Origin of the sequence: Pseudarthrobacter cremeus (assembly GCF_051857465.1) — a bacterium.
Classification (GTDB): Bacteria; Actinomycetota; Actinomycetes; order Actinomycetales; family Micrococcaceae; genus Arthrobacter.
The window spans coordinates 1-19,991 of sequence record NZ_JBPZHC010000015.1; the positions used below are offsets into that span (position 1 = coordinate 1).

21 protein-coding genes are annotated in these 19,991 nt (G+C 66.9%); 10 read left to right on the top strand and 11 right to left on the bottom strand.

Going from position 1 to position 19,991, the window contains the following annotated elements; all coding sequences use genetic code 11:
- Together ACS5PJ_RS20215 and ACS5PJ_RS20220 are read left to right on the top strand one after the other, a co-directional pair.
- A partial coding sequence (locus ACS5PJ_RS20215) for an IS3 family transposase (RefSeq protein WP_439436708.1) occupies positions 1-72 on the top strand: 72 nt, incomplete at its 5' end.
- Between the two features lie 130 nt (positions 73-202).
- Positions 203-508 carry a hypothetical protein gene (locus tag ACS5PJ_RS20220; protein WP_439436654.1) on the top strand — a complete coding sequence of 102 codons (306 nt, stop codon included), beginning with the start codon at positions 203-205 and terminating at the stop codon, positions 506-508.
- Between the two features lie 8 nt (positions 509-516).
- On the opposite strand, the gene ACS5PJ_RS20225 is transcribed toward ACS5PJ_RS20220, so the two are convergent.
- Complete coding sequence (locus ACS5PJ_RS20225; protein ID WP_439436655.1) at positions 517-1,134, bottom strand: DedA family protein; 618 nt, start codon at positions 1,132-1,134, stop codon at positions 517-519.
- Between the two features lie 53 nt (positions 1,135-1,187).
- Positions 1,188-1,808: a hypothetical protein gene (locus tag ACS5PJ_RS20230; RefSeq protein ID WP_439436656.1), complete on the bottom strand. Its 621-nt coding sequence runs from the start codon at positions 1,806-1,808 to the stop codon at positions 1,188-1,190.
- Between the two features lie 170 nt (positions 1,809-1,978).
- Here ACS5PJ_RS20230 and ACS5PJ_RS20235 point away from each other — a divergent pair, with 170 nt between their 5' ends.
- The gene (locus ACS5PJ_RS20235; protein WP_439436657.1) at positions 1,979-2,509 is read left to right on the top strand and encodes an O-acetyl-ADP-ribose deacetylase; all 531 of its coding nucleotides are present in this window, start codon (positions 1,979-1,981) and stop codon (positions 2,507-2,509) included.
- Here ACS5PJ_RS20235 and ACS5PJ_RS20240 read toward each other — a convergent pair.
- Positions 2,481-3,446 (bottom strand): RluA family pseudouridine synthase, encoded by a 966-nt coding sequence (locus tag ACS5PJ_RS20240; RefSeq protein WP_439436658.1) that lies wholly within the window; start codon positions 3,444-3,446, stop codon positions 2,481-2,483. The genes ACS5PJ_RS20235 and ACS5PJ_RS20240 overlap by 29 nt on opposite strands.
- 158 nt (positions 3,447-3,604) lie before the next feature.
- Between ACS5PJ_RS20240 and ACS5PJ_RS20245 the strand changes: the two genes are divergently transcribed.
- Together ACS5PJ_RS20245 and ACS5PJ_RS20250 are read left to right on the top strand one after the other, a co-directional pair.
- Positions 3,605-4,228, top strand: coding sequence for a helix-turn-helix domain-containing protein (locus ACS5PJ_RS20245; RefSeq protein ID WP_439436659.1), 624 nt, complete (start codon positions 3,605-3,607; stop codon positions 4,226-4,228).
- Complete coding sequence (locus tag ACS5PJ_RS20250; protein WP_439436660.1) at positions 4,221-4,913, top strand: SRPBCC family protein; 693 nt, start codon at positions 4,221-4,223, stop codon at positions 4,911-4,913. Before ACS5PJ_RS20245 ends, ACS5PJ_RS20250 begins: the two co-directional genes overlap by 8 nt.
- A gap of 181 nt (positions 4,914-5,094) precedes the next feature.
- Here the strand turns inward: ACS5PJ_RS20250 and ACS5PJ_RS20255 are convergent, their stop codons facing one another.
- A complete protein-coding gene (locus ACS5PJ_RS20255) occupies positions 5,095-5,670 on the bottom strand; it encodes a TetR/AcrR family transcriptional regulator (RefSeq protein WP_439436661.1) in 576 nt (191 codons plus the stop codon).
- A gap of 78 nt (positions 5,671-5,748) precedes the next feature.
- On the opposite strand from ACS5PJ_RS20255, the gene ACS5PJ_RS20260 reads away from it, so the two are divergent.
- Entirely contained in the window at positions 5,749-6,273 is a 525-nt protein-coding gene (locus ACS5PJ_RS20260; RefSeq protein ID WP_439436662.1) for a DUF4188 domain-containing protein, read from the top strand.
- 43 nt (positions 6,274-6,316) lie between these two features.
- Here the strand turns inward: ACS5PJ_RS20260 and yczR are convergent, their stop codons facing one another.
- Positions 6,317-7,927, bottom strand: coding sequence for a MocR-like transcription factor YczR (gene yczR / locus ACS5PJ_RS20265; protein ID WP_439436663.1), 1,611 nt, complete (start codon positions 7,925-7,927; stop codon positions 6,317-6,319).
- A gap of 61 nt (positions 7,928-7,988) precedes the next feature.
- Between yczR and yczE the strand changes: the two genes are divergently transcribed.
- Positions 7,989-8,639, top strand: a complete 651-nt coding sequence (gene yczE / locus ACS5PJ_RS20270) for a membrane protein YczE (protein WP_439436664.1) — start codon at positions 7,989-7,991, stop codon at positions 8,637-8,639.
- A 48-nt stretch (positions 8,640-8,687) separates the two neighbouring features.
- On the opposite strand, the gene ACS5PJ_RS20275 is transcribed toward yczE, so the two are convergent.
- From ACS5PJ_RS20275 to ACS5PJ_RS20290, 4 genes are all read right to left on the bottom strand, one after another.
- A complete protein-coding gene (locus tag ACS5PJ_RS20275; protein ID WP_439436665.1) occupies positions 8,688-9,587 on the bottom strand; it encodes an Fpg/Nei family DNA glycosylase in 900 nt (299 codons plus the stop codon).
- Positions 9,580-14,709, bottom strand: coding sequence for an Lhr family helicase (locus ACS5PJ_RS20280; RefSeq protein WP_439436666.1), 5,130 nt, complete (start codon positions 14,707-14,709; stop codon positions 9,580-9,582). The genes ACS5PJ_RS20275 and ACS5PJ_RS20280 overlap by 8 nt, the downstream gene beginning before the upstream one ends.
- 167 nt (positions 14,710-14,876) lie before the next feature.
- Positions 14,877-16,505 (bottom strand): FAD-dependent oxidoreductase, encoded by a 1,629-nt coding sequence (locus tag ACS5PJ_RS20285; protein ID WP_439436667.1) that lies wholly within the window; start codon positions 16,503-16,505, stop codon positions 14,877-14,879.
- Between the two features lie 61 nt (positions 16,506-16,566).
- Positions 16,567-16,917, bottom strand: a complete 351-nt coding sequence (locus ACS5PJ_RS20290) for a DUF4232 domain-containing protein (protein ID WP_439436668.1) — start codon at positions 16,915-16,917, stop codon at positions 16,567-16,569.
- On the opposite strand from ACS5PJ_RS20290, the gene ACS5PJ_RS20295 reads away from it, so the two are divergent.
- The gene (locus ACS5PJ_RS20295) at positions 16,883-17,215 is read left to right on the top strand and encodes a hypothetical protein (RefSeq protein ID WP_439436712.1); all 333 of its coding nucleotides are present in this window, start codon (positions 16,883-16,885) and stop codon (positions 17,213-17,215) included. The genes ACS5PJ_RS20290 and ACS5PJ_RS20295 overlap by 35 nt on opposite strands.
- 111 nt (positions 17,216-17,326) lie before the next feature.
- Here ACS5PJ_RS20295 and ACS5PJ_RS20300 read toward each other — a convergent pair whose 3' ends face one another.
- Positions 17,327-18,064, bottom strand: coding sequence for a YcnI family copper-binding membrane protein (locus ACS5PJ_RS20300; protein ID WP_439436669.1), 738 nt, complete (start codon positions 18,062-18,064; stop codon positions 17,327-17,329).
- An 86-nt stretch (positions 18,065-18,150) separates the two neighbouring features.
- Positions 18,151-18,771, bottom strand: a complete 621-nt coding sequence (locus tag ACS5PJ_RS20305; RefSeq protein WP_439436670.1) for a hypothetical protein — start codon at positions 18,769-18,771, stop codon at positions 18,151-18,153.
- A 161-nt stretch (positions 18,772-18,932) separates the two neighbouring features.
- Between ACS5PJ_RS20305 and ACS5PJ_RS20310 the strand changes: the two genes are divergently transcribed.
- Both ACS5PJ_RS20310 and ACS5PJ_RS20315 read left to right on the top strand, forming a co-directional pair.
- Positions 18,933-19,277 carry a hypothetical protein gene (locus tag ACS5PJ_RS20310; RefSeq protein ID WP_131685273.1) on the top strand — a complete coding sequence of 115 codons (345 nt, stop codon included), beginning with the start codon at positions 18,933-18,935 and terminating at the stop codon, positions 19,275-19,277.
- Positions 19,278-19,590: 313 nt separating this feature from the next.
- Positions 19,591-19,854, top strand: coding sequence for a hypothetical protein (locus ACS5PJ_RS20315; protein ID WP_439436671.1), 264 nt, complete (start codon positions 19,591-19,593; stop codon positions 19,852-19,854).
- Positions 19,855-19,991 lie beyond the last annotated feature (137 nt).

A 19,991-nucleotide genomic window follows, 5' to 3' on the forward strand; every position in this document is an offset into this window, starting at 1 on the left:
AACGAAAGAATCTCCACAAAGCTCAAGGGCCTGAGTCCGGTGCAATACCGGGCCCAGACCCTCGCAGCCTAGAATCCCATTAGCCAGTCCAACTATCGGGGACCAGTTCAAAAGTGAGAGAGCATTTGTGCTTTTCCTGCAGCAAGTGGGAGGGCGTTTGGAATGTTGGGGGCGGGAAACCTGCCGGGATAGTGTTGGCGGCATGCCTTCGTTCCAGACCCGCCTGAAAATCACCGGCCTGAAGCCTGGCAATCCGCCCGAAGCGGTGATGGCCGCGGCCGTTGAGGCGCTGCAAACCCGCCATCATGTGGAGTCCAACCAGCTGGAGCTTGCCGGCGGCGTCCCGCAGCTGAACCTGCGGTTCCTCGTGGAGCCCACCGAATACAGCGGTGAGAACCTGCAGGCGCGCGAGTCGGCAGCGATGATGCGCGACGCCGTCGAACGCGTTGCGCTGACCGGCTCCCTGACGGTTCTCCGCCGCAACCGCGGCCGCTGGGCTCCGGTGTAGCAGGCGGCTTAGTCTTCGGGGGCCGGCTCGTCCACCGGTGAGCGGGTGCCGCGCCGACGGGTGACAATGATGCCGACAACGACGCCGATCACCAGGCCAAGCGCCACGCCGATCAGCGAACTTGCCCAGAACGGCAGCTTCGTGGCCGATCCCGTGAAGTAGCCCAGGCCTACCAGCCAGCTCGCCCAGAGCACGGCACCCAGGCCCGCGCACAGGCTGAAGCCCCGCACCGATACGTCCGCTATGCCCGCGGCGGCGGAGGTTGCCAGCCGCCCGCCCGGGATGAAGCGGGCCCCGATGATTGTTCCGTAGGTGGAGGAGCGGCCGGCCTTGGCGATGGCCTCATGCATCCCCACGTGAATCCTGTGGCCCCACCGCCAACGGTCCAGGACGTGGCTGAGCCGGCGCTTGAACAGTTGGAACACCACGATGTCGCCCATCCAGGAAGCGAGCGCTGACAACGCCCCGACCAGGAAAACGTTGGCGCGGCCGTCAGCCGAGAGTGCCCCGCCGGTGATCACCACCATTTCCGAGGGGATGGGCGGGAAGATGGCATCGCCAAGGACTATGGGGATGATCCAAAAGTAGATCGCCGCCCCCCAGCTGTCGGCGTTGCCAAAGTCCATGGCCACAAAGTACCGCACTTTCCGATGGCACCACCGTCACAGGCGAGCGGCATCTACCTGCGGTGGCTGAGGTGCCGGCCGGCCAACAGATACCAGTACGGCCACGCAACCCAGGCAGCGGCCCCCACCGCTATGCCTGACCCGCCGAGGCCCCAGCGGATCCACGCGGGCGCCTTCTCGACGGTGGCCAGCGCGGCAACCGGCAAAGCCGCCACCAAGGCACCGCCGATAGCCTGTCCAAGCTTCGCCAGGTCACGGGGATAGTCCCCTGATTTCAGCAGTGAGCGGTTGGCCAGGAGGAACCAGCCTGCCTGGACAGTCATTGCCCCGACGCTAATTCCGGTGGACACAGTGAAATTCAGCTTCTTAAGGACCAGGAGGAACGAACTGGCGGATCCCACGGCGCTGGCTGCGGTCACGAGCCAGATGGCCGCTTCGGAGCCGGGGGTGCGGCGAAGGCGGCGGTGGACCTGGACCACCACAGGAATGACCAGCAGGTTGAAGATGCCGCCCGTGACGTCATTGATGGTGCCAAAAATGTAGGGTCCCTTCTTTGGCACTTCGATGGCATACATCGCACCGAGCGTTGCCACACCGGCCACGCCGACGCCGGCAGCGGTGTACGCGAACCTGGCGGCCGTCCGGTCGCCGGGCATCTCGCTCAGTGTGTCCATGATGCTTCCTCGCTCTATTGCGGAGGGCTGATAACAATCGTGGCACTTGGACGCATCAAGTCAAGCCATCAGTTCTACCTTCATCCACGCGGTGTGAGGTGCGGGGGCGATAACCGGCGGAGCGGATGCCGGGCCTTTGAGCCGCTCCCCGTCAGTGGGAAACTGGCCGCATGCGGATTACTATCCTGCAGGGCGACATCACCACCCGCAGAGTGGATGCGATCGTGAATGCGGCCAACTCCACTTTGCTCGGTGGCGGCGGGGTCGACGGGGCCATTCACCGGGCTGCCGGACCTGAACTTTTGGCTGCCTGCCGCGGACTCCGCGACAGCGAACTGCGTCACGGGCTGGCGCCGGGGGCCGCCGTCGCCACCCCCGGTTTCCGGCTCCTCGCGCGTTGGGTCATCCACACGGTCGGGCCCAACAGGCGTGCCGGGCAGACGAACCCGGCTCTGCTGGTGTCCTGCTTCAGCGAAAGCCTGCGGCTGGCGGATTCGCTGGTTGCGGGTTCCCTCGCTTTTCCGGCAATAGGCGGCGGAGTCTACGGGTGGAACGGGCGTCAGGTTGCGGAGGCCGCGTACGACGCCGTCACCGGGTTTGGTGCCTCGCATCCCTCCAGCACGGTGGAGTTGGTGGAGTTTGTGCTGTTCAGCCCGGACATGGAAGAAGCCTTCAGCGCCGTGTTTGGGCAGCCTCGCTGAGCACGCGCCGGCTGCGGTATTCCACGGGCTGGTTGCTGATGGGGTCGACGAAGCGGATGCCGCGGGCCAGGAGCTGGAGGGGCCTGGTGTAGTCGTCCGGGGCTTTGTCCAGAAGCTCGGGGTAGAACGCGTCGTTCACGATGCCCAGGCCCAGCGAGGCCATGTGCACCCTGAGTTGGTGCGTCTTTCCCGAATGCGGCTCGAGGCGGTACCGCGCCAGGCGGGCCGGGTGTGTACGCGCGGAATCCGCGGAAGCGCCGCCGTCGAACGTTTCCAGCCGTTCGATCCGGGTCTCCGCGTTGGGTTCGCCCTCGATGACTTCTGCCAGCAGGTAGCTGCGGGACTTGGTCATGCGGTTGCGCACCACCACGGGGAAGTCGACGGCGGGAAATTCGGGCGCTGGCTCCGCGGCGGAGACACACTCGTATTCCTTCTGGACCTGGCGCTTCTCGAACAGCACCTGGTACTTGCCGCGGGTTTCGGGGTTCGTGGACAGCAGCAGCACGCCCGCGGTCATCCGGTCCAGGCGGTGCATGGGGATGAGGTCGGGGAGATTCAGTTGGTTCCGCAGCCGCACCAGGGCAGATTCCTGGATGTACGTGCCGCCGGGTGTGGTGGGCAGGAAGTGCGGCTTGTCCACCACCAGCAGGTGCTCGTCCTGGTGCAGGATGTCCAGCTCGACGGGAATCCGGATCTCCGGCGGGAGGGTGCGGTAGTACCAGATGAAGGTGTGGTCCTCGAGCCTGGTGGCCCGGTCCAACGGCGCGCCGCCTTCACCGACGATCTCGCCGGCGTCGAACCTGTCCTCGATGCCTTGGGGGTCGATGTGGCCCCAGCGGTGCATCATGTAGTCCATTGCGGTGGTCCACGGCCCCTCGTCCGGGAGGCGCAGGCGGGTGGCGTTGACGCCGTCGCGCACGGGGAGGGGGGATTGCATCACCGGTCCATTCTACTTTGCGGCCGCTCCTGCCCGTTTCGACGGTTCCCTGCGCACTCGACGCCGCGGACCATCGAGCCGGCAGGGAACCGTCGAAGCGGCCACCGACGGAAAAAAAGTTCTTGATAATAAAAGTTGTCGGTTGGCACAATTGAAGCATGTTGGACATCGAAGTGATCGAGGACCCGGCCGCGGCGGAGGCTTCGCTGGACCCGATCCGTACGCGCATCCTCCGGGAGCTCGCCCAGCCCGGGTCGGCGACCCAGCTCGCAGCGAAGGTGGGATTGCCCCGGCAGAAGGTCAACTACCACCTCAAGGCCCTTGAGCGGCATGGCCTGGTGGAGTTGGTGGAGGAGCGGCGCAAGGGGAACGTGACCGAGCGCGTGCTCCAGTCGACGGCGGCCTCTTACCTGATCTCGCCCGTGGCGCTTGCGTCGGTGGCTCCGGATCCTCACCGGTTCTCGGACCGTTTTTCGGCCTTCTGGCTGCTGGCGCTCGCGGGGCGGATGGTCCAGGAGGTCGGCAAGCTGATCGCCGGGGCGGCTGCGGCCCGGCAGAAACTTGCCACGTTCGCGATCGACGGCGAGATCACTTTCCGCACCGCGGCGGACCGGGCCGCCTTTGCCGAGGAGCTCAGCGTGGCGGTGACCCGGCTGGTGGACAAATATCACGACGCCACCCCGGCGGGTGGCGGGCGGAAGCACCGGCTCGTCGTCGCGCTTCACCCCGTTCTCAAGACCCCCATCAAACCCCATTCAGCGAAGGAGCAAGACAATGACTGACAAGCGTGAATTCGAGATCGTTTACGACACCGAACTGCCGGGCACTCCGGAACGGGTCTGGGAGGCAGTCACCAGCGGGACGCCGGCCTGGATGTTCCCCACGGACCAGTGGCCCGACGTCAAGACCGTGGAGGAATATCCCAGCCACCTCGTCTCCCGGATGGACGGTCCCGACGGCTGGTTCAACCAGCTTGAGCACGTCCTGGAACCGCTCGACGGCGGCCGGGCCCGGCTCCATTACGTCCACAGTGGGATCCTCACGGACAACTGGGACGAGCAGTACGACGGCGCCACCCGGCACACCGAGTTTTACCTTCACACCCTGGGCCAGTACCTGCAGTACTTCGATGGCCGGCCGGTGGTGTTCACGGATATCCAGGGCCCGGCCGCGTCGCAGACTGCCGACGGGTTCGAGCGGCTGAAGAAGGCCCTCGGCGTGGATTCTGCGGCGCAGGGTACTGCGGTGGACCTGGAGGTCGACGGCGTGGGGCGGCTTTCCGGCGAAGTCGACTTCTCCAACGAACACTTCCTCGGGCTGCGGACGGCTGACGCCATGTACCGCTTCTTCGGCCGCAACGCTTTCGGCGCCCCGGTGGGCATGACGGTCCACGACTTCAGCGGAGGCGGCGACTCTGATGCCGCCGCTGAGGCCTGGGGTGGTTTCCTGGAAAAGGTTTACGCCTAGGCGCAGCTGCTCGCGGTCCGCGGCATGCCTGCCGCAATTTACCTGGCGACCCGCAAAATATCTGGCGCATCAGAAATTTCGAAGCGTCAGATATTTTGCGCGTCGCAATCATTTAGGCGACTCGGAACGATCTGCTGGTAGGCGCCGCTGGCTCCGGGTTCTTTACCGGCCCGCGGCGGCGTCAGGCTGCCCAGCCGCGGGCGACGGCGTCGAGGGCTGCACTGTAGACGGCGGCCCAATCGGCGTCCGGCGGCCCCACTTTCGCCAGTTCCAGGCTGACCAGTCCGTGGACCTGTCCCCAGATTGCGACGGCGACCATCTCCGCAGGTGCCGGCAGCAGCCTGCCTGCCTCCTGGGCTGCGGCGACGGCGTCGATCAGGGGCACCATGGCGTCAGCGGCGGCCTCAGGGCTGGGTTGGCAGTCCACGTAGGCTGCCAGCGCTCCGCCGAACATTAATCTGTAGAGCGCCTGATGCTCCAGTGCCCAGAGCCGATAGGCCACGCCGAGTCCCTCCAGACCGCCCGCCGCCGCGGCTGCCTGTGAGTCGTGGAACGACCGGAACCCGTCGTCAACCACGGCGGTCAGGAGCTGGGATTTGCCGCCGAACAGCGAGTACACGGCAGAGGTGGAGGTCCCGGCAGCAGCTGCCACGTCCCGCAGTGTCACCCGGGCCGGACCGTCGCGGTCCACCAGTTCGGCGGTGACGGCCAGCAACTCCTGCCGCAGGGAATCGGTATGCACGATGGGTCTTGCCATGGGGTCAATTGTTTCATAACCTTGTTTCGTAACGCCGTTATGAAACGAAGAATGAAATTCCGAACCGAAGGAGTTGCCGTGGCGCAGAAGGTATTTCCCGGCCGGTACACCGCTGACCCGCAGCGTGAATCCGTGACAGTCTTCCTGATCGGTATGCGGGCAAACCGCTGGTGGAAGGTGGGAAGCGTGGGCAAGGTGGCGGCCGCCATGCCCCGGATGCTGCAGCACCTGGCGGCCGATCCGGCGTCGGGGATGCTGGGATATGAGCAATGGTTCGGGCGGACCACCATGCTGCTCAGCTATTGGGAAAGCCCTGAGCATCTGCGGAAGTTTGCCGCAGACCGGCAGTCCCCCCATTTGGCACCGTGGCGGCGCTTTATGAAAGAGCTTTCCGGCACCGGGGACGTCGGAGTCTGGCATGAGACCTACCAGGTTCCAGCAGCCGGGATCGAAGTGGTCTATAACGGCATGCCGCTGTTTGGGCTGGCGAAGGCCACGGCACACGAACCCATTGGTGCTGGAACCAATACCGCCAAGCAGCGGATAGGCCGGAACGCGGGTCCCGGTGGCGGTGCGGCTTCCTTGAACGGCGCGGTTGCCTGAAAACGATCTTCCGGGAAGTGCAGGTTCCTGACGGGGCGCGTCGTCAGGCGATGGCCACTGCGGGTGCCTTCTTGAGGGTCCTGCGGAGCTGTGGAGCGGCGTCGAGCCTGTCCTGGGCTGACCGCAGCGCCCGGACCGCAGTTTCCAGCTGCTCCGGGGGAAGAGTGAAGGGCACCCTGAGGTAGCGTTCGAAGGCGCCGCCGATTCCGAAGCGCGGTCCGGCCGCCAGCCGGATGCCGAAGTCCGGGGCAATCACCGTCAGCGCCGTGCTGACTGGTTCCGGGAGCCTGCACCAGACCGACAATCCGCCGGCCGGGCGGGCCGTATGCCACCCGGGAAGATGGCCGGCCAGGAGTTCCAAAAGGGCTGACCGGCTCTCGCGTAGGTTGGCAAGCCGTGCGGGAAGCGGTTCGTCGAGAGCCCGGACCAGGTGGGCCGCCGCCAGCTGTTCCATGGCCGGTCCGCCCAGGTCCAAGGATGTGCGGGCGGCAGCAAACCTCTGGATCATGGATTTCGAAGCCCGGATCCAGCCCGTTCGAAGCCCGGCCCAATGGGATTTGCTCAACGAGCCGATGGTCACGACAGCCGGGCTGAACGCCGCCACGTGGGTTGTTTGGGCGCCGTCGAGGTTCAACTCCCGGAGCGTCTCGTCCACCACCAGAACGGTTCCGCTGGCAGCTGCCGCCCGGACCAGCTGACGCCTCTGGAGGTCAGTCATCAGCTGGCCTGTCGGGTTGTGGAAGTCGGGCACCATGTACGCCATCTTGGGTCGTTGGTGCGTCATGGCCGCCTTCAGGGCTGTCATGTCCCACGCCCAGGCGTCCGGACTGCCGCCGTCAGCCTTGGTTGTGCCGGCGTCGGCGGATGGCGTCAAAGCCACAGGAATGGCGCGGCAGCCCGCCGCGCGGACGGCGTCCAGTGCGTTCGGGTAGCTCGGGTGTTCCACCAGCACCTTGTCTTGCCGGCCTGCCAGGGCACGGATGATGATGTTCAGGGCATGTTGCGCTCCTGAAGTCACCAGGATCTGGTCGGATCTCGTGGGAACGCCGGCCGCCGTGTAGCGTGCTGCCAGCGCCTCGCGGAGCGGAAGCAGGCCGATGGCGTCGTACCCGAATCCCGGCAACAGTGCGGGAAGCTCGGTCAGGGCTGCCGCGAACGCCCGATGCACCACCTCGCCGCTGGCGGGCAGCGATGCGTAGGCGAGGTCAATAAGCCCCTCCGGCGCCGCGATTCCCGGGGCTGCGAAACTGGGAGCTGTCTGGCCGGGCGCTGTCATGCCGGACGTTGTAAGGCCGGCTGGTGAGGATGCCGCTGGCGAGGCCGGCCCGCTGCCGGCCGCGGAGCCTGTCTGCGGAAGCACCGTGGTGCCCCACGGCGTCAGGCGCGGAATCCGGGTGCGGCCCCTGCTGCCCTGCCCGCTGCTGAGGAATCCTTGTTCGCGGAGGTGGCCGTAGGCAGCTGTTACGGTGGTCCGGCTGACGCCCAGGGCTTCGGACAAGGCCCTCTCGCTGGGCAGGGCAGTGTCCAGGGCCACCCGGCCGTCCAGGACCAGAAGGCGTACGACGTCGGCCAGCTCACGGTAGGCGGGTGCGTTGCCGAGGCTCCACTGACCCAAAAGGCGGGCCAATGCGGACGGGCTGAGGGACGTGGACATGATGCCAGTATCTCAAACTGGCTATGTATTTCAATGCCAGTTTTCTGCCACAGTTGTCGGTATGTTGACCCGCAGACTCCTCCAGCTTTTTATCGGCCTCGCCATGTACGGCATTTCCCTGGCGATGTTTATTCGCGCCGGGCTGGGCCTGGACCCGTGGGACGTCTTCCACCAGGGCGTGGCCGGGCGGACCGGTCTGAGTATCGGCGTGGTGGTCATTATTGTCAGCTTCCTGGTGCTGTTGCTCTGGATTCCGCTCCGGCAATGGCCAGGGTTCGGCACGCTCTGCAACGCCATTCTGGTGGGCGTCTTTGCCGACATTGGCCTCGCTCTGATTCCGGCGTTCTCGCATCTGGGCGGCCAGGCCGGGATGCTGGCCGGTGCCGTGATCCTCAATGGAATTGCTTCCGCATGCTACATCGGCGCACGGTTCGGTCCGGGTGCCCGGGACGGACTCATGACCGGGCTGGCGCGGCGGACAGGCTGGTCCGTCCGGGTATCCCGCACGTTGATCGAGGTCGTGGTGCTGGGCGTTGGTTGGCTTCTTGGCGGTTCTGTGGGCGTGGGCACTGTGGTCTACGCCCTCGCCATCGGACCGTTGGTCCAGTTGCTGCTCCCATGGTTCATGGTCCCTGCGGCACTCCCGGCGAAGGATGCCGATGACGACGTGCCCGATTCCGCGGTGTCGGTGCCAGTAACCCGTGGCGCATAGGTCAAAGCTGACTGTCCACCAGGGCAGCAAATCAGGGCTGTCGGGTTGTCAGGGCTGCATGGTTTCTGACGGCAGAACCGGCTGGCATTTCGGGCAGAAGTAGATGTCCCGCTCTTCCTCGCCGTTCGGCTTCCCCAGCAGCCCGCGGCGGATGGGGGTGCCGCATTTCAGGCACGGCTGGTGTTCTCGGCGGTACACCCAGTAGCCGGGCCTCCCGGCCATCCGTCCCACCGGCATCCCGCGCGGATTGAGGATGGTGACGCGGCGGCCCGGACCCAGGTTTGCCTCCAGAAGCTGCTTCGCGTCCGTCATCATTGTCTGGAGATCGGCGACGGCGGAAACGGGCGACGCCGGATGGATTCCGGACAGGAAACAGGTTTCGCAGCGGTAGATGTTGCCGATGCCGGCGAGGTTTCGCTGGTCCAGCAATGCCACACCTACCGGGACGTCCGGCGCTGAAAGCAGCCGCCGTCGGGCTTCGGCGGGATCCCAGTCCGGACCGAGCAGGTCCGGCCCGAGGTGGCCGACAATCTTGTCTTCATCTGCAGTGCGGACCACTTCGATAATTCCCAAGGAAAAGCCGACGGCATCCGCCACCGCAGTGCGCAGCACGCACCGTGCCGTGAATCCCGGCTTCCGCCAGCGTCCGCCCGGTGGATAGACCTGCCATGCCCCTTCCATTTTCAGGTGCGAGTGGATGGTGAGTTTCTGGACTTCCGTAACTGGCCCGCTCGGCCCGTTCGCCCCGCCCTGCCTTCCCGGCCGGTCCGGGCCCTGGACGCGCATCAGCAGGTGCTTGCCGCGCGGCACCACCTCGTTAACTGTCCAGCCGGCGAGGTTGAGGGTGGCGAACCGGGGGACGCGGAAATCGGACGCGGTCAGCTGCTGTCCCGCCAGGGCCTGATGCAGCTGGTTTGCGGCCCGCCAGACGGAATCTCCCTCAGGCACGGATCCTCAGTCCCTTCGGTGTGGAGTAGGCGCCGGCTGCTGCCAGTGCCGCGGCCACCGGGGTGTCCAGGATGCCGTGCCCGTTGACCTTTTCCATGATCAGTTTGTCGATGGCACCGCGGGTGACCACACTCACCAGAGCTGCGCCCGCGGCCGACAAAACAGCCTCGTCCTCGCTGAAGACCAGCAGTGTTTTTCCGCCGCGCTCCACGTAAAGGACCAGGGCACCGTCCACCAGCACTACCAGTGCACCGGCTTTCCGCCCGGGCCGGTGGCCGGTACCGGCCTCCACGTTCAGCGCGGGCCAGGGAAGCGCCGCACCATACGGGTTGGCAGGATCCGTGGCAGCAAGGGCCAGCGCCACCGGCTCGGACTTCGCCAGTTGGGTGTCCTCCGCATACGACCTGAGCCGGTCCACCGTTGCCGGGACCGCAAACTGGGCGGCCCCGAGGTGCTCGATGAAGTAGCCGCGACGGCACCGGCCTGCCTCCTCCAGCCGGGCAAGCACCTTGTACATCAGGCCGAAGCCGCCAAGGATCTGCTCCGCCATGACCGATCCGCGCGTCACCACTCCATAGCGGTCAAGCAGCAGCTCAGCGGTGGCACGTGCGTGGATGGTGGCATCCAGCTCAGGCAGCGGCAGGGCAGACCAGCGGCCGGCAGCCAGCGGGGGAGTGGCCGCGGCCCCGGAAGCGGAACCGTACCTCCCGCCGCCATATCCCGCGGAGCCCAGCCCGGAGGCGCCCAGCAGGCCGCTGCCGTGCGAGCGTCCCAGCCGGCTCAAACGGGGTGCACGCGCCCGTGGTGCGCGCGCCACCTGGCGGTGGGCGGTGTGGCCGCCGGCGATGAGGGCTCGGACCGGGGCAAACGTATCGCCGGTGATGCGGCCTGCCCAGGCCAGGTCCCAGAGCGCGGTCACCACGTCCTGGTCGCTGAGTACTGCGTCCATGCCACCGGCGACGTCCGTGAGCTGGCGGAAGAAGTAGCCGCCGCCGTTGTTGCGGAGGTGGTGGAGGAGGCGCTGCTGCGCATCCCCCGGTTCGTATTCGATGGCGGGGTTCAGGGTCAGCTCGGCGGAATCGGCCAGGTGGAGGCTGACCCAGCCGTCGTTGCCGGCCAGTGCGCCGGCCCCGGACCAGAGGACTTCGCCGGCCGCCATCAGCTCATCGAGCATGGCGGGCTGGTAGTTGGACACCCGGCTGGCCAGGACCAGCGGCTCCCAGGCCGAAGCCGGCACCGGGACGCCGGACAGCTGGTCGATCGCGGTGACAATCCCGTCCAGCCCGCGCAGGGAGGGCTGCCCGCGGCCGCCGCCCGGAATGCGGACGTGCTGCCAGGCCGGGAGGAAACGGCCATATGCGGCGGCGTCCACGGGCTCCACCTCGGCGCGCAGCGCAGCCAGGGAACGGCGGCGCAGCTTGCGGAGGACTTCGGCGTCGCACCATTCGCTGGTGACTGTGCTCGTTGTGGACGGCCGGTGATCCGGGAGGTCCGGGGGTGCCTCCCCTGCTGGTGCGGACGCAGGTCCGAGGACTTGAGTTTGCGGCGCAGCGGCATGGGGCCTGAACTCGCCTTCCACCACGCGGCCGTCTGCGGCGAGCCGTTTCAGCGCGGTACCAACGACGGCGACGCCCAGGCCCAGGCGGGCCGCTGCCTCACCGGCTGTGAAGGGACCGTGGGTCCGGGCATACCGGGAGACGAGGTCGCCCAGAGGATCCGCCACCGGCTCGATAAAGGCAAGCGGAACGCCCATGGGCAGGGGAACGCCGATGGCATCGCGCAGGCGGGCAGCATCCTCGACGGCGGCGTAGCGCTCGGCCCCGCCGATGTTGACCTTGATGGCCCGGTTGGCCCGCTGAAGTGCAATCAGGTGCGAAGCGGCCAGGGCGGTGTCGGCAGGCGGTGTTTCGACGCGCTCAAGCGTGGGGATTTCGTCAGGCTCATCGACGCCGCCAGGCTCAACCGCCGGTGCCGCTTCAACCGCGTGGGACGCCTCGACCGCCTGTGCAGCCTCCACCACTGCCGCCGGTTCCAGCCGGGCCGCGACCTCTTCCGGTGCGAGCGGACCCAGCAGCCGGAGGAGGTCAGCGACGCCTTCCATCCCGCGGGCCCGGCGGTCCGGTGCCAGACGCTGGAGTTCGAGCTCCGTGGCCTCGATGACTTTGGCATCCAGCAGCTCGCGGAGCTCAACCCGGCCAAGCAGCTCATTGAGCAGCGTGGAATCGAGGGCCAAGGCAGCGGCCCGGCGCTCGGCCAAGGGTGAGTCGCCTTCATAAAGGAACTGGGCAACGTACCCGAACAGCAGGGACTTTGCGAACGGCGAAGGCTGCTGTGTGGTGGTCTGCACGATCCTGAGTTCGCGGCGTTCCACCGAGGCCGCGATGTCCTTCAGGGCGGGAAGATCGTAGACGTCCTGGAGGCATTCCCGCACAGTCTCCAGCACGATTGGAAACGTGGGGTATTTCCGTGCAACGTCCAGCAGCTGTGCGGACCGCTGGCGCTGCTGCCACAGCGGCTGCCGCTTGCCCGGGGTCTGGCGGGGGAGCAACAAGGCCCGGGCGGCGCACTCCCTGAAGCGGGAAGCAAAGAGCGCGCTCCCGCCGACTTCCGCGGTGACAATCTGCTCCAGCTCGTCGGGATCAAACAGGAACAGCTCGGCACCCGGCGGCTCGTCCTCCATCATGGGGACGCGAAGAACAATGCCGTCGTCGGCGGCCATCGCGGAACCGTCCATGCCGTACCGCTGGTGCAGGCGCTGCCCGACAGCGAGGGCCCACGGCGCGTGCACCGGCATCCCGAACGGGCTGTGCAGGATCACCCGCCAGTCGCCAAGTTCATCGTGGAACCGTTCCACGATGAGCGTGGTGTCACTGGGCACCACATCGGTGGCGAGCTTCTGCTCGGTCAGGTACTGGATCAGGTTGTTTGCTGCGAAGTCGTCCAGCCCGCTGGCTTTGCAGCGCTCGGTGGCAGGGCCGACGTCGGATGCTGCCAGTTCGCGCACGAAGGCGCCCAGTGCGCGGCCCAGGTCCACCGGCCGGCCCAGCGAATCGCCTTTCCAGAAGGGCAGTTTGCCCGGCTGGCCAAAGGCAGGGGAGACCAGGACGCGGTCATGGGTGATGTCCTCGATCTTCCAGCTGGTGGCGCCGAGGGCAAAGATGTCGCCCACGCGGGACTCGTAGACCATCTCCTCGTCGAGCTCGCCCACCCGACGGCCGCCCTTGGCCGGAGACGGAGCGGGTTTTCCGTCCCCGCCCGGGGAACCGGAACCCTCCACCTCGGTGCCGATGATGTAGACGCCAAACAGGCCGCGGTCCGGGATGGTGCCGCCGGACGTGACGGCCAGCCGCTGGGCGCCTGGCCGGCCTTCGATGGTGCCGGCGTTCCGGTCCCAGATGATGCGGGGCCGCAGCTCGGCGAATTCGTCCGAAGGATAGCGGCCGGCCAACAGATCAAGGGTTGCCTCGAAGGCGGAACGGGGGAGGGATGCGAAGGGCGCCGACCGCCGGACGGTGGCGAACCATTCCTCAACGTCAATGCTGCCCAGGGCGGCGGCCGCGACGGTCTGCTGCGCCAGGATGTCCAACGGATTGGCGGGGACAAAAAGCCGCTCGATCTTCCCCTCCAGCATCCGCTCCACCGTGATGGCCGTGTGGACGAGGTCTGCCCGGTGCTTGGGAAACAGCACTCCCTGCGAGATTTCACCCACCTGGTGACCAGCGCGGCCCACCCGCTGGAGGCCGCTGGCCACGGAAGGCGGGGACTCGACCTGAACCACCAGGTCCACTGCGCCCATGTCGATCCCGAGTTCCAGTGACGATGTGGCCACCACGCAGCGCAGGCGCCCGGATTTCAGATCGTCCTCGATGAGGGCGCGCTGGTCCTTGGAAACCGAGCCGTGGTGCGCGCGGGCAAGTAGCGGGTCAGCCCCTGTTGTACTGCCGGCCTGCGCCATCATATGGGCAGGCGTTGCTGTGGACGTTGCGACGCCCGACGTTGCGACGCCCGACGTTGCGACGCCCGACGTTGCGGCTCCGGGAGGAGACCCCGGTTCTCCGGCAACCGCGGGATCATCCCAGCCGCCGCCGACGGCGATCAGTTGCCGCTCGGCATATATTTCGTTGAGCCGGGCCGTAAGCCGCTCGGCCAGCCTGCGTGAGTTGGCGAAGACGATGGTGGACTGGTTGGCCAGCACCAGGTCAACGATCTTCTCCTCCACATGGGGCCAAATGGAGGCCTGCGGCTGCAGCCCGGACGCAGGACCGGAGTCGAACGCGCCGGCGGCAGCCGGCAGGTCCGACATGTCCTCCACAGGCACTGACACGGTGAGATCCCAGTTCTTGCGGGACGGGGGCGCCACGATCTCCACGGGCGCGGAACCGGCCAGGAACTGCGCCACCAGTTCGCGGGGTTCCACGGTGGCCGAGAGGCCGATCCGCTGGGCGGGCTTGGGCAGCAGGGCATCCAGCCGCTCCAGCGAGACGGCCAGATGGGCGCCGCGCTTGGTGCCTGCCACGGCGTGCACCTCGTCAACGATGATGGTGTCCACCTCTGTCAGCGTTTCCCGCGCGCGGGAGGTGAGCATCAGGAACAGCGATTCGGGGGTGGTGATGAGGATGTCCGGCGGGTTGCTGAGCAGCGAGCGGCGGTCCGCCGTCGTGGTGTCTCCGGACCTGACCCCCACCGTGATCAGCGGCGCAGGAAGCCCCAGCCGCTTGGCGGTCTGGGTGATCCCGATCAGGGGCGCGCGCAGGTTCCGTTCCACGTCCACGCCGAGGGCCTTTAGCGGGGAGATGTAGAGGACCCGGGTTTTGCGCTTGGGGGGCCGCGGCCGCCTACCTTTGGCGGCCCCTTTGACGGCGCCCCTGGCCGGGCCGTGGACTGTCAGCTCCGCCGGCGCGGCATCGATCCCCGGCAACTCCGGATCCGCAGCGGGCACGGCAACCAGCAGCCGGTCCAGGGCCCAGAGGAAAGCAGCAAGCGTTTTACCTGAGCCGGTGGGTGCCACCACCAGGGCATGTGAACCGTGCGAGATGGCGTCCCAGGCCCCGTCCTGTGCGGGCGTGGGCTCAGAAAAGGCACCCAGGAACCACTCCCGGGTTGGCCGGCTGAAACGGCCCATGGGCGTCCCCGGACCCGGGGCGCGGCCAGATGCCGGTACCGCCCCAGTCCCCGAATTCGCGCCCTTATCCTCCTGCATGCCTCCATCATGCCCTAACCCACCGACAGTATTGCCGGAGCTGTCAGGTGCCCGGGGAGTGGATCCGTTTCGGCCTGCTGTGCCGCCGCTCAAGCGGTGTCTGACCCGGTGCTGCCCGCTCCAGCGCTCGTCGCCCCGGGGGCGCCGGCCCGGGGGAGGTCCTTGGTGGCCGGGCCCTCCAGGAGCTTTCCCTCGTTGGTAAAACGTGAACCGTGCAGCGGACAGTCCCAGCTCTTTTCGCTGTCGTTCCAGTGCACGATCCCGCCCAGGTGGGTGCACACGGCGGACAGCCGGCACGTTGTTCCGCCGACGGTGGAGACCGCCACCGGATGTATACCGTCGCGATATACCAGGCCCTCGCCGTCGGCCGGTGCCGTTCCGGAGGCCGGCAGATCGGTGGTGGCCGGTGGTGCGGTGGGCGCCGCAGTCGGGGCCGCGGCAGCGCCGACTGGTTTAGTCCGGCCGTCTTTAGTCCGGCCGTCGGCCGCGATGTGCCCCCAGCCAGTGGCTAGCTTCGCAGCCACCCCGGCGTTAAGGGCGACGGCGGAAATGGCCCCTGCGGGGGAGGTGACGCGGTGGTGGATGGTGTTCGCCCAAGGCAGGTGCCCGCCCAGGATGTCCGAGGCGATGTCCAGGGCCGCCGCCACCCCGTTGGTCATGCCCCACTTGTTGTAGCCGGTGCCGAAATAGACGTGTCCCCTGCCCCTGGGCAGCTTGCCGAAGAACGGCATCAGGTTGGTGGCCTGATAGTCCTGGGCGGACCAGCTGTGGGTTGGTACAGCCCCGGGGTAATGCTGGGCGGCCCAGTCCAGCAGACCGGCAAGGTGGGCTTTTTCCGACGTCGCCCGGCCCACGGGATGGCCATGGCCGCCCACAAGCAGGAGCCTGCGGCCGTCCCTTTCGTAGTCGCGGAGGGAGTGAGTGGGCTGTTCAACGGAGATGTACATGCCGGGCGGAGGAGACTGGCCCTCAGGAAGTTCCAGTGCTGCGGCGTACGAACGGTTCGGCCTCAGCTTGGCGAAGTAGAGACCGCGGTCCAGGACCGGCGTGCCTGTGGCCAGGACAACCCGGTTGGCCGTCACCTCGCCTTGATCGGTCTGGACCGTCAACGGGCGGCTGCCGGAGACGCCACGCAGCCGGACGCCGCTGACAATGGTGCCGCCACGCTCGCGGACATCGGCTACGAGGGCGTCCAGGACATCCATGGGATTGATCTGCGCCTGGTCAGCCAGCCGCAGTGCACCATGAACGGGAAACGGCAGGCCTGTGTCGCGGAGGTACTCCACATCGAGTCCGGCCGCGTTTGCCGCCGCCTGTTCATCGCGGAGGATGGCGGTGCCCTGGGCGGACGCAGCATACGTGAACGCATCGCGGCGCTGATATGGCACGTGGCGTTCGTCGAGGTAGCGGAGCAGCCAGGCCTGCCCCTCCCGGTTTCCCTCCACATAGGCGTGGACCTGCCTTTTCGAATACTGCTTCGCCAGTGCGGCGAGCACGGTTCCTTGCAGCAGGGTGACCTTGGCCGTGGTGTTCCCGGTGGTGACAGCGCCCGGATATCTGGCCTCGAGGACAAGGACCCGTTGACGCGGCTGGGCCAGGAGGAGCGCGGTGACCAGCCCTGTCAGCCCGGCCCCGGCCACCACAGTGTCGTAGCTGCGGCCGGCTTCAAACGCGTCAGAACTGAATGATTGCCCGCGGTCCAGCCAAAGGGAGGTCATAGAAGATAAGTGTACTTATTATCCGGGGTGGCGCCCAGAGCCTGGTGGCCAACACCGAAGCTTACGCGGGCTGGAAAGCCCCCACGCTCAGGAGCGCGATGTTCGCGTTGCTGCAGGCGTTGACGGGCTGAGGCAGGAAGAGTGACGCGGTATCTTCCGGCGGGTAGACGCGGTAGCCGGCCGCGGCCACCAGGGTGCAGTCACTGTAGTTGCCCGCCTGGGTGTAGCGGAGCACCGCGGTTCCGGTCTGACCCGGCGCGAGCAGGACGTCCACCACAGGGTTTGTCTCGTCGCGCGCAGCTGGCGCACCGATCGGTTCGCCGTCGGCATTGGCGGTCAGCGATACGCCCGGGAAACCTCTCAGCAGGCACGGTGCCATGCCGGTATTAGTAAGGTTCAGCTTCATGTACACGCTGCCGGCCGCGCCGCCGCCGGACGCGTCCGTGGCGGCTGACAGTGTGGCCGCCTTGCAGAGCGCGGTTGCGCCCGGTGCAGTGGTTTCAGGGGTGGAGGGCGACGGCGACGCCGACGCGCTCGCGGACGCGCTGGAGGTCGCCGGCGAGGGAGACGCACTGGCGGAACTGCTGCCGGACGTCGTTCCTTGCGGCTGCGCCTGGCTCGGTCCGCAGGCGCTGAGCATCAGCACCGCCGCAGCGGCCGCCGTCGTAAGAACAAACACCTGTGAGATTCCCTGGGACTTCATGGCATAACCATTGCGGCCCGTGTGGCTGGAGTCAACGATGCCACGGCACAGCGGGCGGATTTGATGCCCGGATCGTGATCATCCGGGCATCAAATTCCAGCTCGCTAATTGCCAGCCGCTACTTGGCGGTTGCCTCGGGGCGCCTGGATCCGCTGCGCACCCATGCTGCCCCGCCCAATGCCAGGCCGCCGAGTCCGGCAGCAAGGCCCGCCCAGCTGCGCGCATCGGCTCCGGTATCAGTCACGGCTGCCGCCTGTTCGGTGCCGTGCGCCGCCGTTTCCATGGCAGCCCCGTGCCCGTCCGCACCGGGAGCGGCAGTGACGGTGAGGGACGGAGCGGGAGCCTTCAGGGAGTGCGGGTCCTGGCCGTCCTTGGCGACTTCCGACCAGTCAGTCTGGCCGGACTCGCACGTCTGGAGGGTGGGGAAATAAAGCGTCGATCCGGCGGCGTCAGGCAGTTTGACTGAGAGCACCAGGGCATCGCGCAGTTGGTGGTCCAGCGGCGTTTTGGCCGTGTAGACGATCTGGCTGGTGCGCTTGGTGATGGACGTCCCGTCCGCCAGCTTCCTGGGCTCGGCGAGCTGTTCGGTCACCTTTTCCACCGTCCAGTTCGGGTTCACCGTGGGCTGGGCATCGTTGAGCTCGGGCGGCAGCGTGATGGTCACTTTGGTGGTGCCTGACTCCTCGCAGCCGTGCGGGATGCCGAACGTCAGCAGGGCGTAGGAGTTCGCTCCTGTCTTGTCAGGGGTGACGCCAACATGGGCGGACGCGCCTGTTGCGGCGGTAAGGATCAGGACGGCGGCGCTGCCGGTCGCGGCTGCAGCGGTGAGGGTACGGCGAAGCAAGGTCGTGTTCATGGGTCTGCCTTTCGGACGCACGCCGGAAAGGGGCGTGCGGAAGTGCGGAGGAGCCCCGTCAGCCGTTGGATCAGGCGGGGGGCAGGTCAGGGAAGCACGACGGCGGATGGCGGGCCGCGCCGGCTGTCGAGCCTGAGGTTCCGCCAGGGACGGAACGGGAAAGCCGGCGGTGGGCCGGGCACCGCCGGTGCCGGACCGGCGTCGGGCGTTACCGCCTTCGGAAGCCGGGCCCGGGGTCTGAGCCACGAGGCCAGGGCCCACAGGGCCTCTTCGCCTTTGGCGAGGAGCAGCGCGCACGCCGCCGTGGCCACGATGTGCGCCACGAGCATCATGACGCCGGTTGGGGAACCCTGGCCGTGAAGGTGTGTTGCGGTTTCGAGGACAGGCGCGGCTGCCCCGGAAAGGTGGTGGGTGCCGGCTGCCGCGGCCCCGTTCGCCAGGGCAGGAGCGCTGAAGGCGGTGAAGACTTCATGGAGCGCAAACTGGCCGGCCCCGAGCAGGGCAGCCATCGCGGGGATATTGAGTTTCAGACGGGTGGCCGCGGTTGCCGTCAGCCCTGTCAGCGCCAGTACAGCCAGCAGGATCGGCGCGGCTGGAAGGTCTCCGCCGCCAAATACGTGCGCACCCGCGGCGAGGGTCAGGATGCCTGTGGACACTGAAGCAGCGCGGAGGAAATGGAAGGGAGCCCGGCCGTGGTGCGTCCGCACGGGTCCTCCCTCGCTGTCGGTGTGGCTGTTTGCTGCCGCTGGGGCGGTGCCCCTCAAATTCTACTGTGCGTAGTAGGACCTGTGTACTGGGCCTATGTACCGGGAGTGGGGTCGCCGCTAGACTGCTGGCGTAAGTCGCCAACAACCTCAGGGAGCACACGATGAACTACTCAGGGACTGGCAACGAGAAGGCAACGCCGGCCAGCGAACTCAACCGCACACACATCGGGCAAACAGTCAGCTTTGAGCCCGACGAGTTCACTTTGGTGTTCGGGAAGATCGCAGCCATTGCGCGCAAAGAAGGCGGCGTGACCATCGCCCTCCAAGGGGTGCAGGGAAGCGGCGGCCTGCAGGCGAGCTACAGCATTCCCGGAAGCCAGCAGGTTTACCTGCAGCCGGACATGCTCACGAATACTGAATCCACCATCAAGGACCTCTTCGGCAAGGTGCAGGAAAACCTGCGCGGAACCGGCCACAAGGGTGAGGACAGAACAGACAAGCTTTAACCGACTGGCTTTCCGTGAGGCCCTCGCAGTCCAGTTAAAGCAATGGCCCCTGGCGTCCTTCTGTGAAGGAAGCCAGGGGCCTCGCTATTTGGCGGTGACGGTGGGATTTGAAACCTCTCCCGCGCTACTGCTGGTAAGGGAATCCGCTAGATTCCGCCGTTTTTGCAGTACATGAATCACCGTAAATCACGCCTGATGTGGGCAGAATGTGGGCAGAATGTGGGCGGCAGTAATGTCACGCGGCCTTTCTGGTCATGTGCTGCCGCTAGACTCACGGCGTCCGACAGACTCCAACAGAAACAGGCCCGCTGCCATGAACACCACCACACTATCCCCGGTTCCTGACGGCTTCGTCCTGGTGATGGACCCCGTGTTTCCCGATGTCTCTGCGGGTTACTGGCAGGGGCCATACGAGGAGGGCGATGGGTGGCTGATCGAAACCACATTCACCCGCGAGAAGGGAATCGCATTCGAGATAACCCCTCCGAACGGTGACTACTCGGAGGGCGGTTTCAGCGCGTCCCATGCAGTCGCAGCGGGAACTGCCCTGGCTGCTCTGGCGGCTAAGTACGCCTAACCATGTAGGCGCCGGCGCTCCTGATCTTCCGTCAGCGCCGCGACATCGCACCTGACACATATGTGTCACCTGAGCCAGTGCGAGGCATGGACGGTAAGACCTACACCCGCCCAAAGCAAAAGCGGCCCCGGACCTCC

Excerpts from the sequence above, each read along its gene's own strand:
- ACS5PJ_RS20235 (WP_439436657.1), top strand. The coding sequence starts at position 1,979 with ATGCGGATTACTATCCTGCAGGGCGACATCACCACCCGCAGAGTGGAT.
- ACS5PJ_RS20245 (WP_439436659.1), top strand. The coding sequence starts at position 3,605 with ATGTTGGACATCGAAGTGATCGAGGACCCGGCCGCGGCGGAGGCTTCG.
- ACS5PJ_RS20220 (WP_439436654.1), top strand. The coding sequence starts at position 203 with ATGCCTTCGTTCCAGACCCGCCTGAAAATCACCGGCCTGAAGCCTGGC.
- ACS5PJ_RS20255 (WP_439436661.1), bottom strand. The coding sequence starts at position 5,670 with ATGGCAAGACCCATCGTGCATACCGATTCCCTGCGGCAGGAGTTGCTG.
- ACS5PJ_RS20310 (WP_131685273.1), top strand. The coding sequence starts at position 18,933 with ATGAACTACTCAGGGACTGGCAACGAGAAGGCAACGCCGGCCAGCGAA.
- ACS5PJ_RS20230 (WP_439436656.1), bottom strand. The coding sequence starts at position 1,808 with ATGGACACACTGAGCGAGATGCCCGGCGACCGGACGGCCGCCAGGTTC.
- ACS5PJ_RS20280 (WP_439436666.1), bottom strand. The coding sequence starts at position 14,709 with ATGGGCCGTTTCAGCCGGCCAACCCGGGAGTGGTTCCTGGGTGCCTTT.
- ACS5PJ_RS20285 (WP_439436667.1), bottom strand. The coding sequence starts at position 16,505 with ATGACCTCCCTTTGGCTGGACCGCGGGCAATCATTCAGTTCTGACGCG.
- yczE (WP_439436664.1), top strand. The coding sequence starts at position 7,989 with ATGTTGACCCGCAGACTCCTCCAGCTTTTTATCGGCCTCGCCATGTAC.
- ACS5PJ_RS20295 (WP_439436712.1), top strand. The coding sequence starts at position 16,883 with ATGCCGGTATTAGTAAGGTTCAGCTTCATGTACACGCTGCCGGCCGCG.
- ACS5PJ_RS20300 (WP_439436669.1), bottom strand. The coding sequence starts at position 18,064 with ATGAACACGACCTTGCTTCGCCGTACCCTCACCGCTGCAGCCGCGACC.
- ACS5PJ_RS20240 (WP_439436658.1), bottom strand. The coding sequence starts at position 3,446 with ATGCAATCCCCCCTCCCCGTGCGCGACGGCGTCAACGCCACCCGCCTG.
- ACS5PJ_RS20250 (WP_439436660.1), top strand. The coding sequence starts at position 4,221 with ATGACTGACAAGCGTGAATTCGAGATCGTTTACGACACCGAACTGCCG.
- ACS5PJ_RS20225 (WP_439436655.1), bottom strand. The coding sequence starts at position 1,134 with ATGGACTTTGGCAACGCCGACAGCTGGGGGGCGGCGATCTACTTTTGG.
- ACS5PJ_RS20315 (WP_439436671.1), top strand. The coding sequence starts at position 19,591 with ATGAACACCACCACACTATCCCCGGTTCCTGACGGCTTCGTCCTGGTG.
- yczR (WP_439436663.1), bottom strand. The coding sequence starts at position 7,927 with ATGTCCACGTCCCTCAGCCCGTCCGCATTGGCCCGCCTTTTGGGTCAG.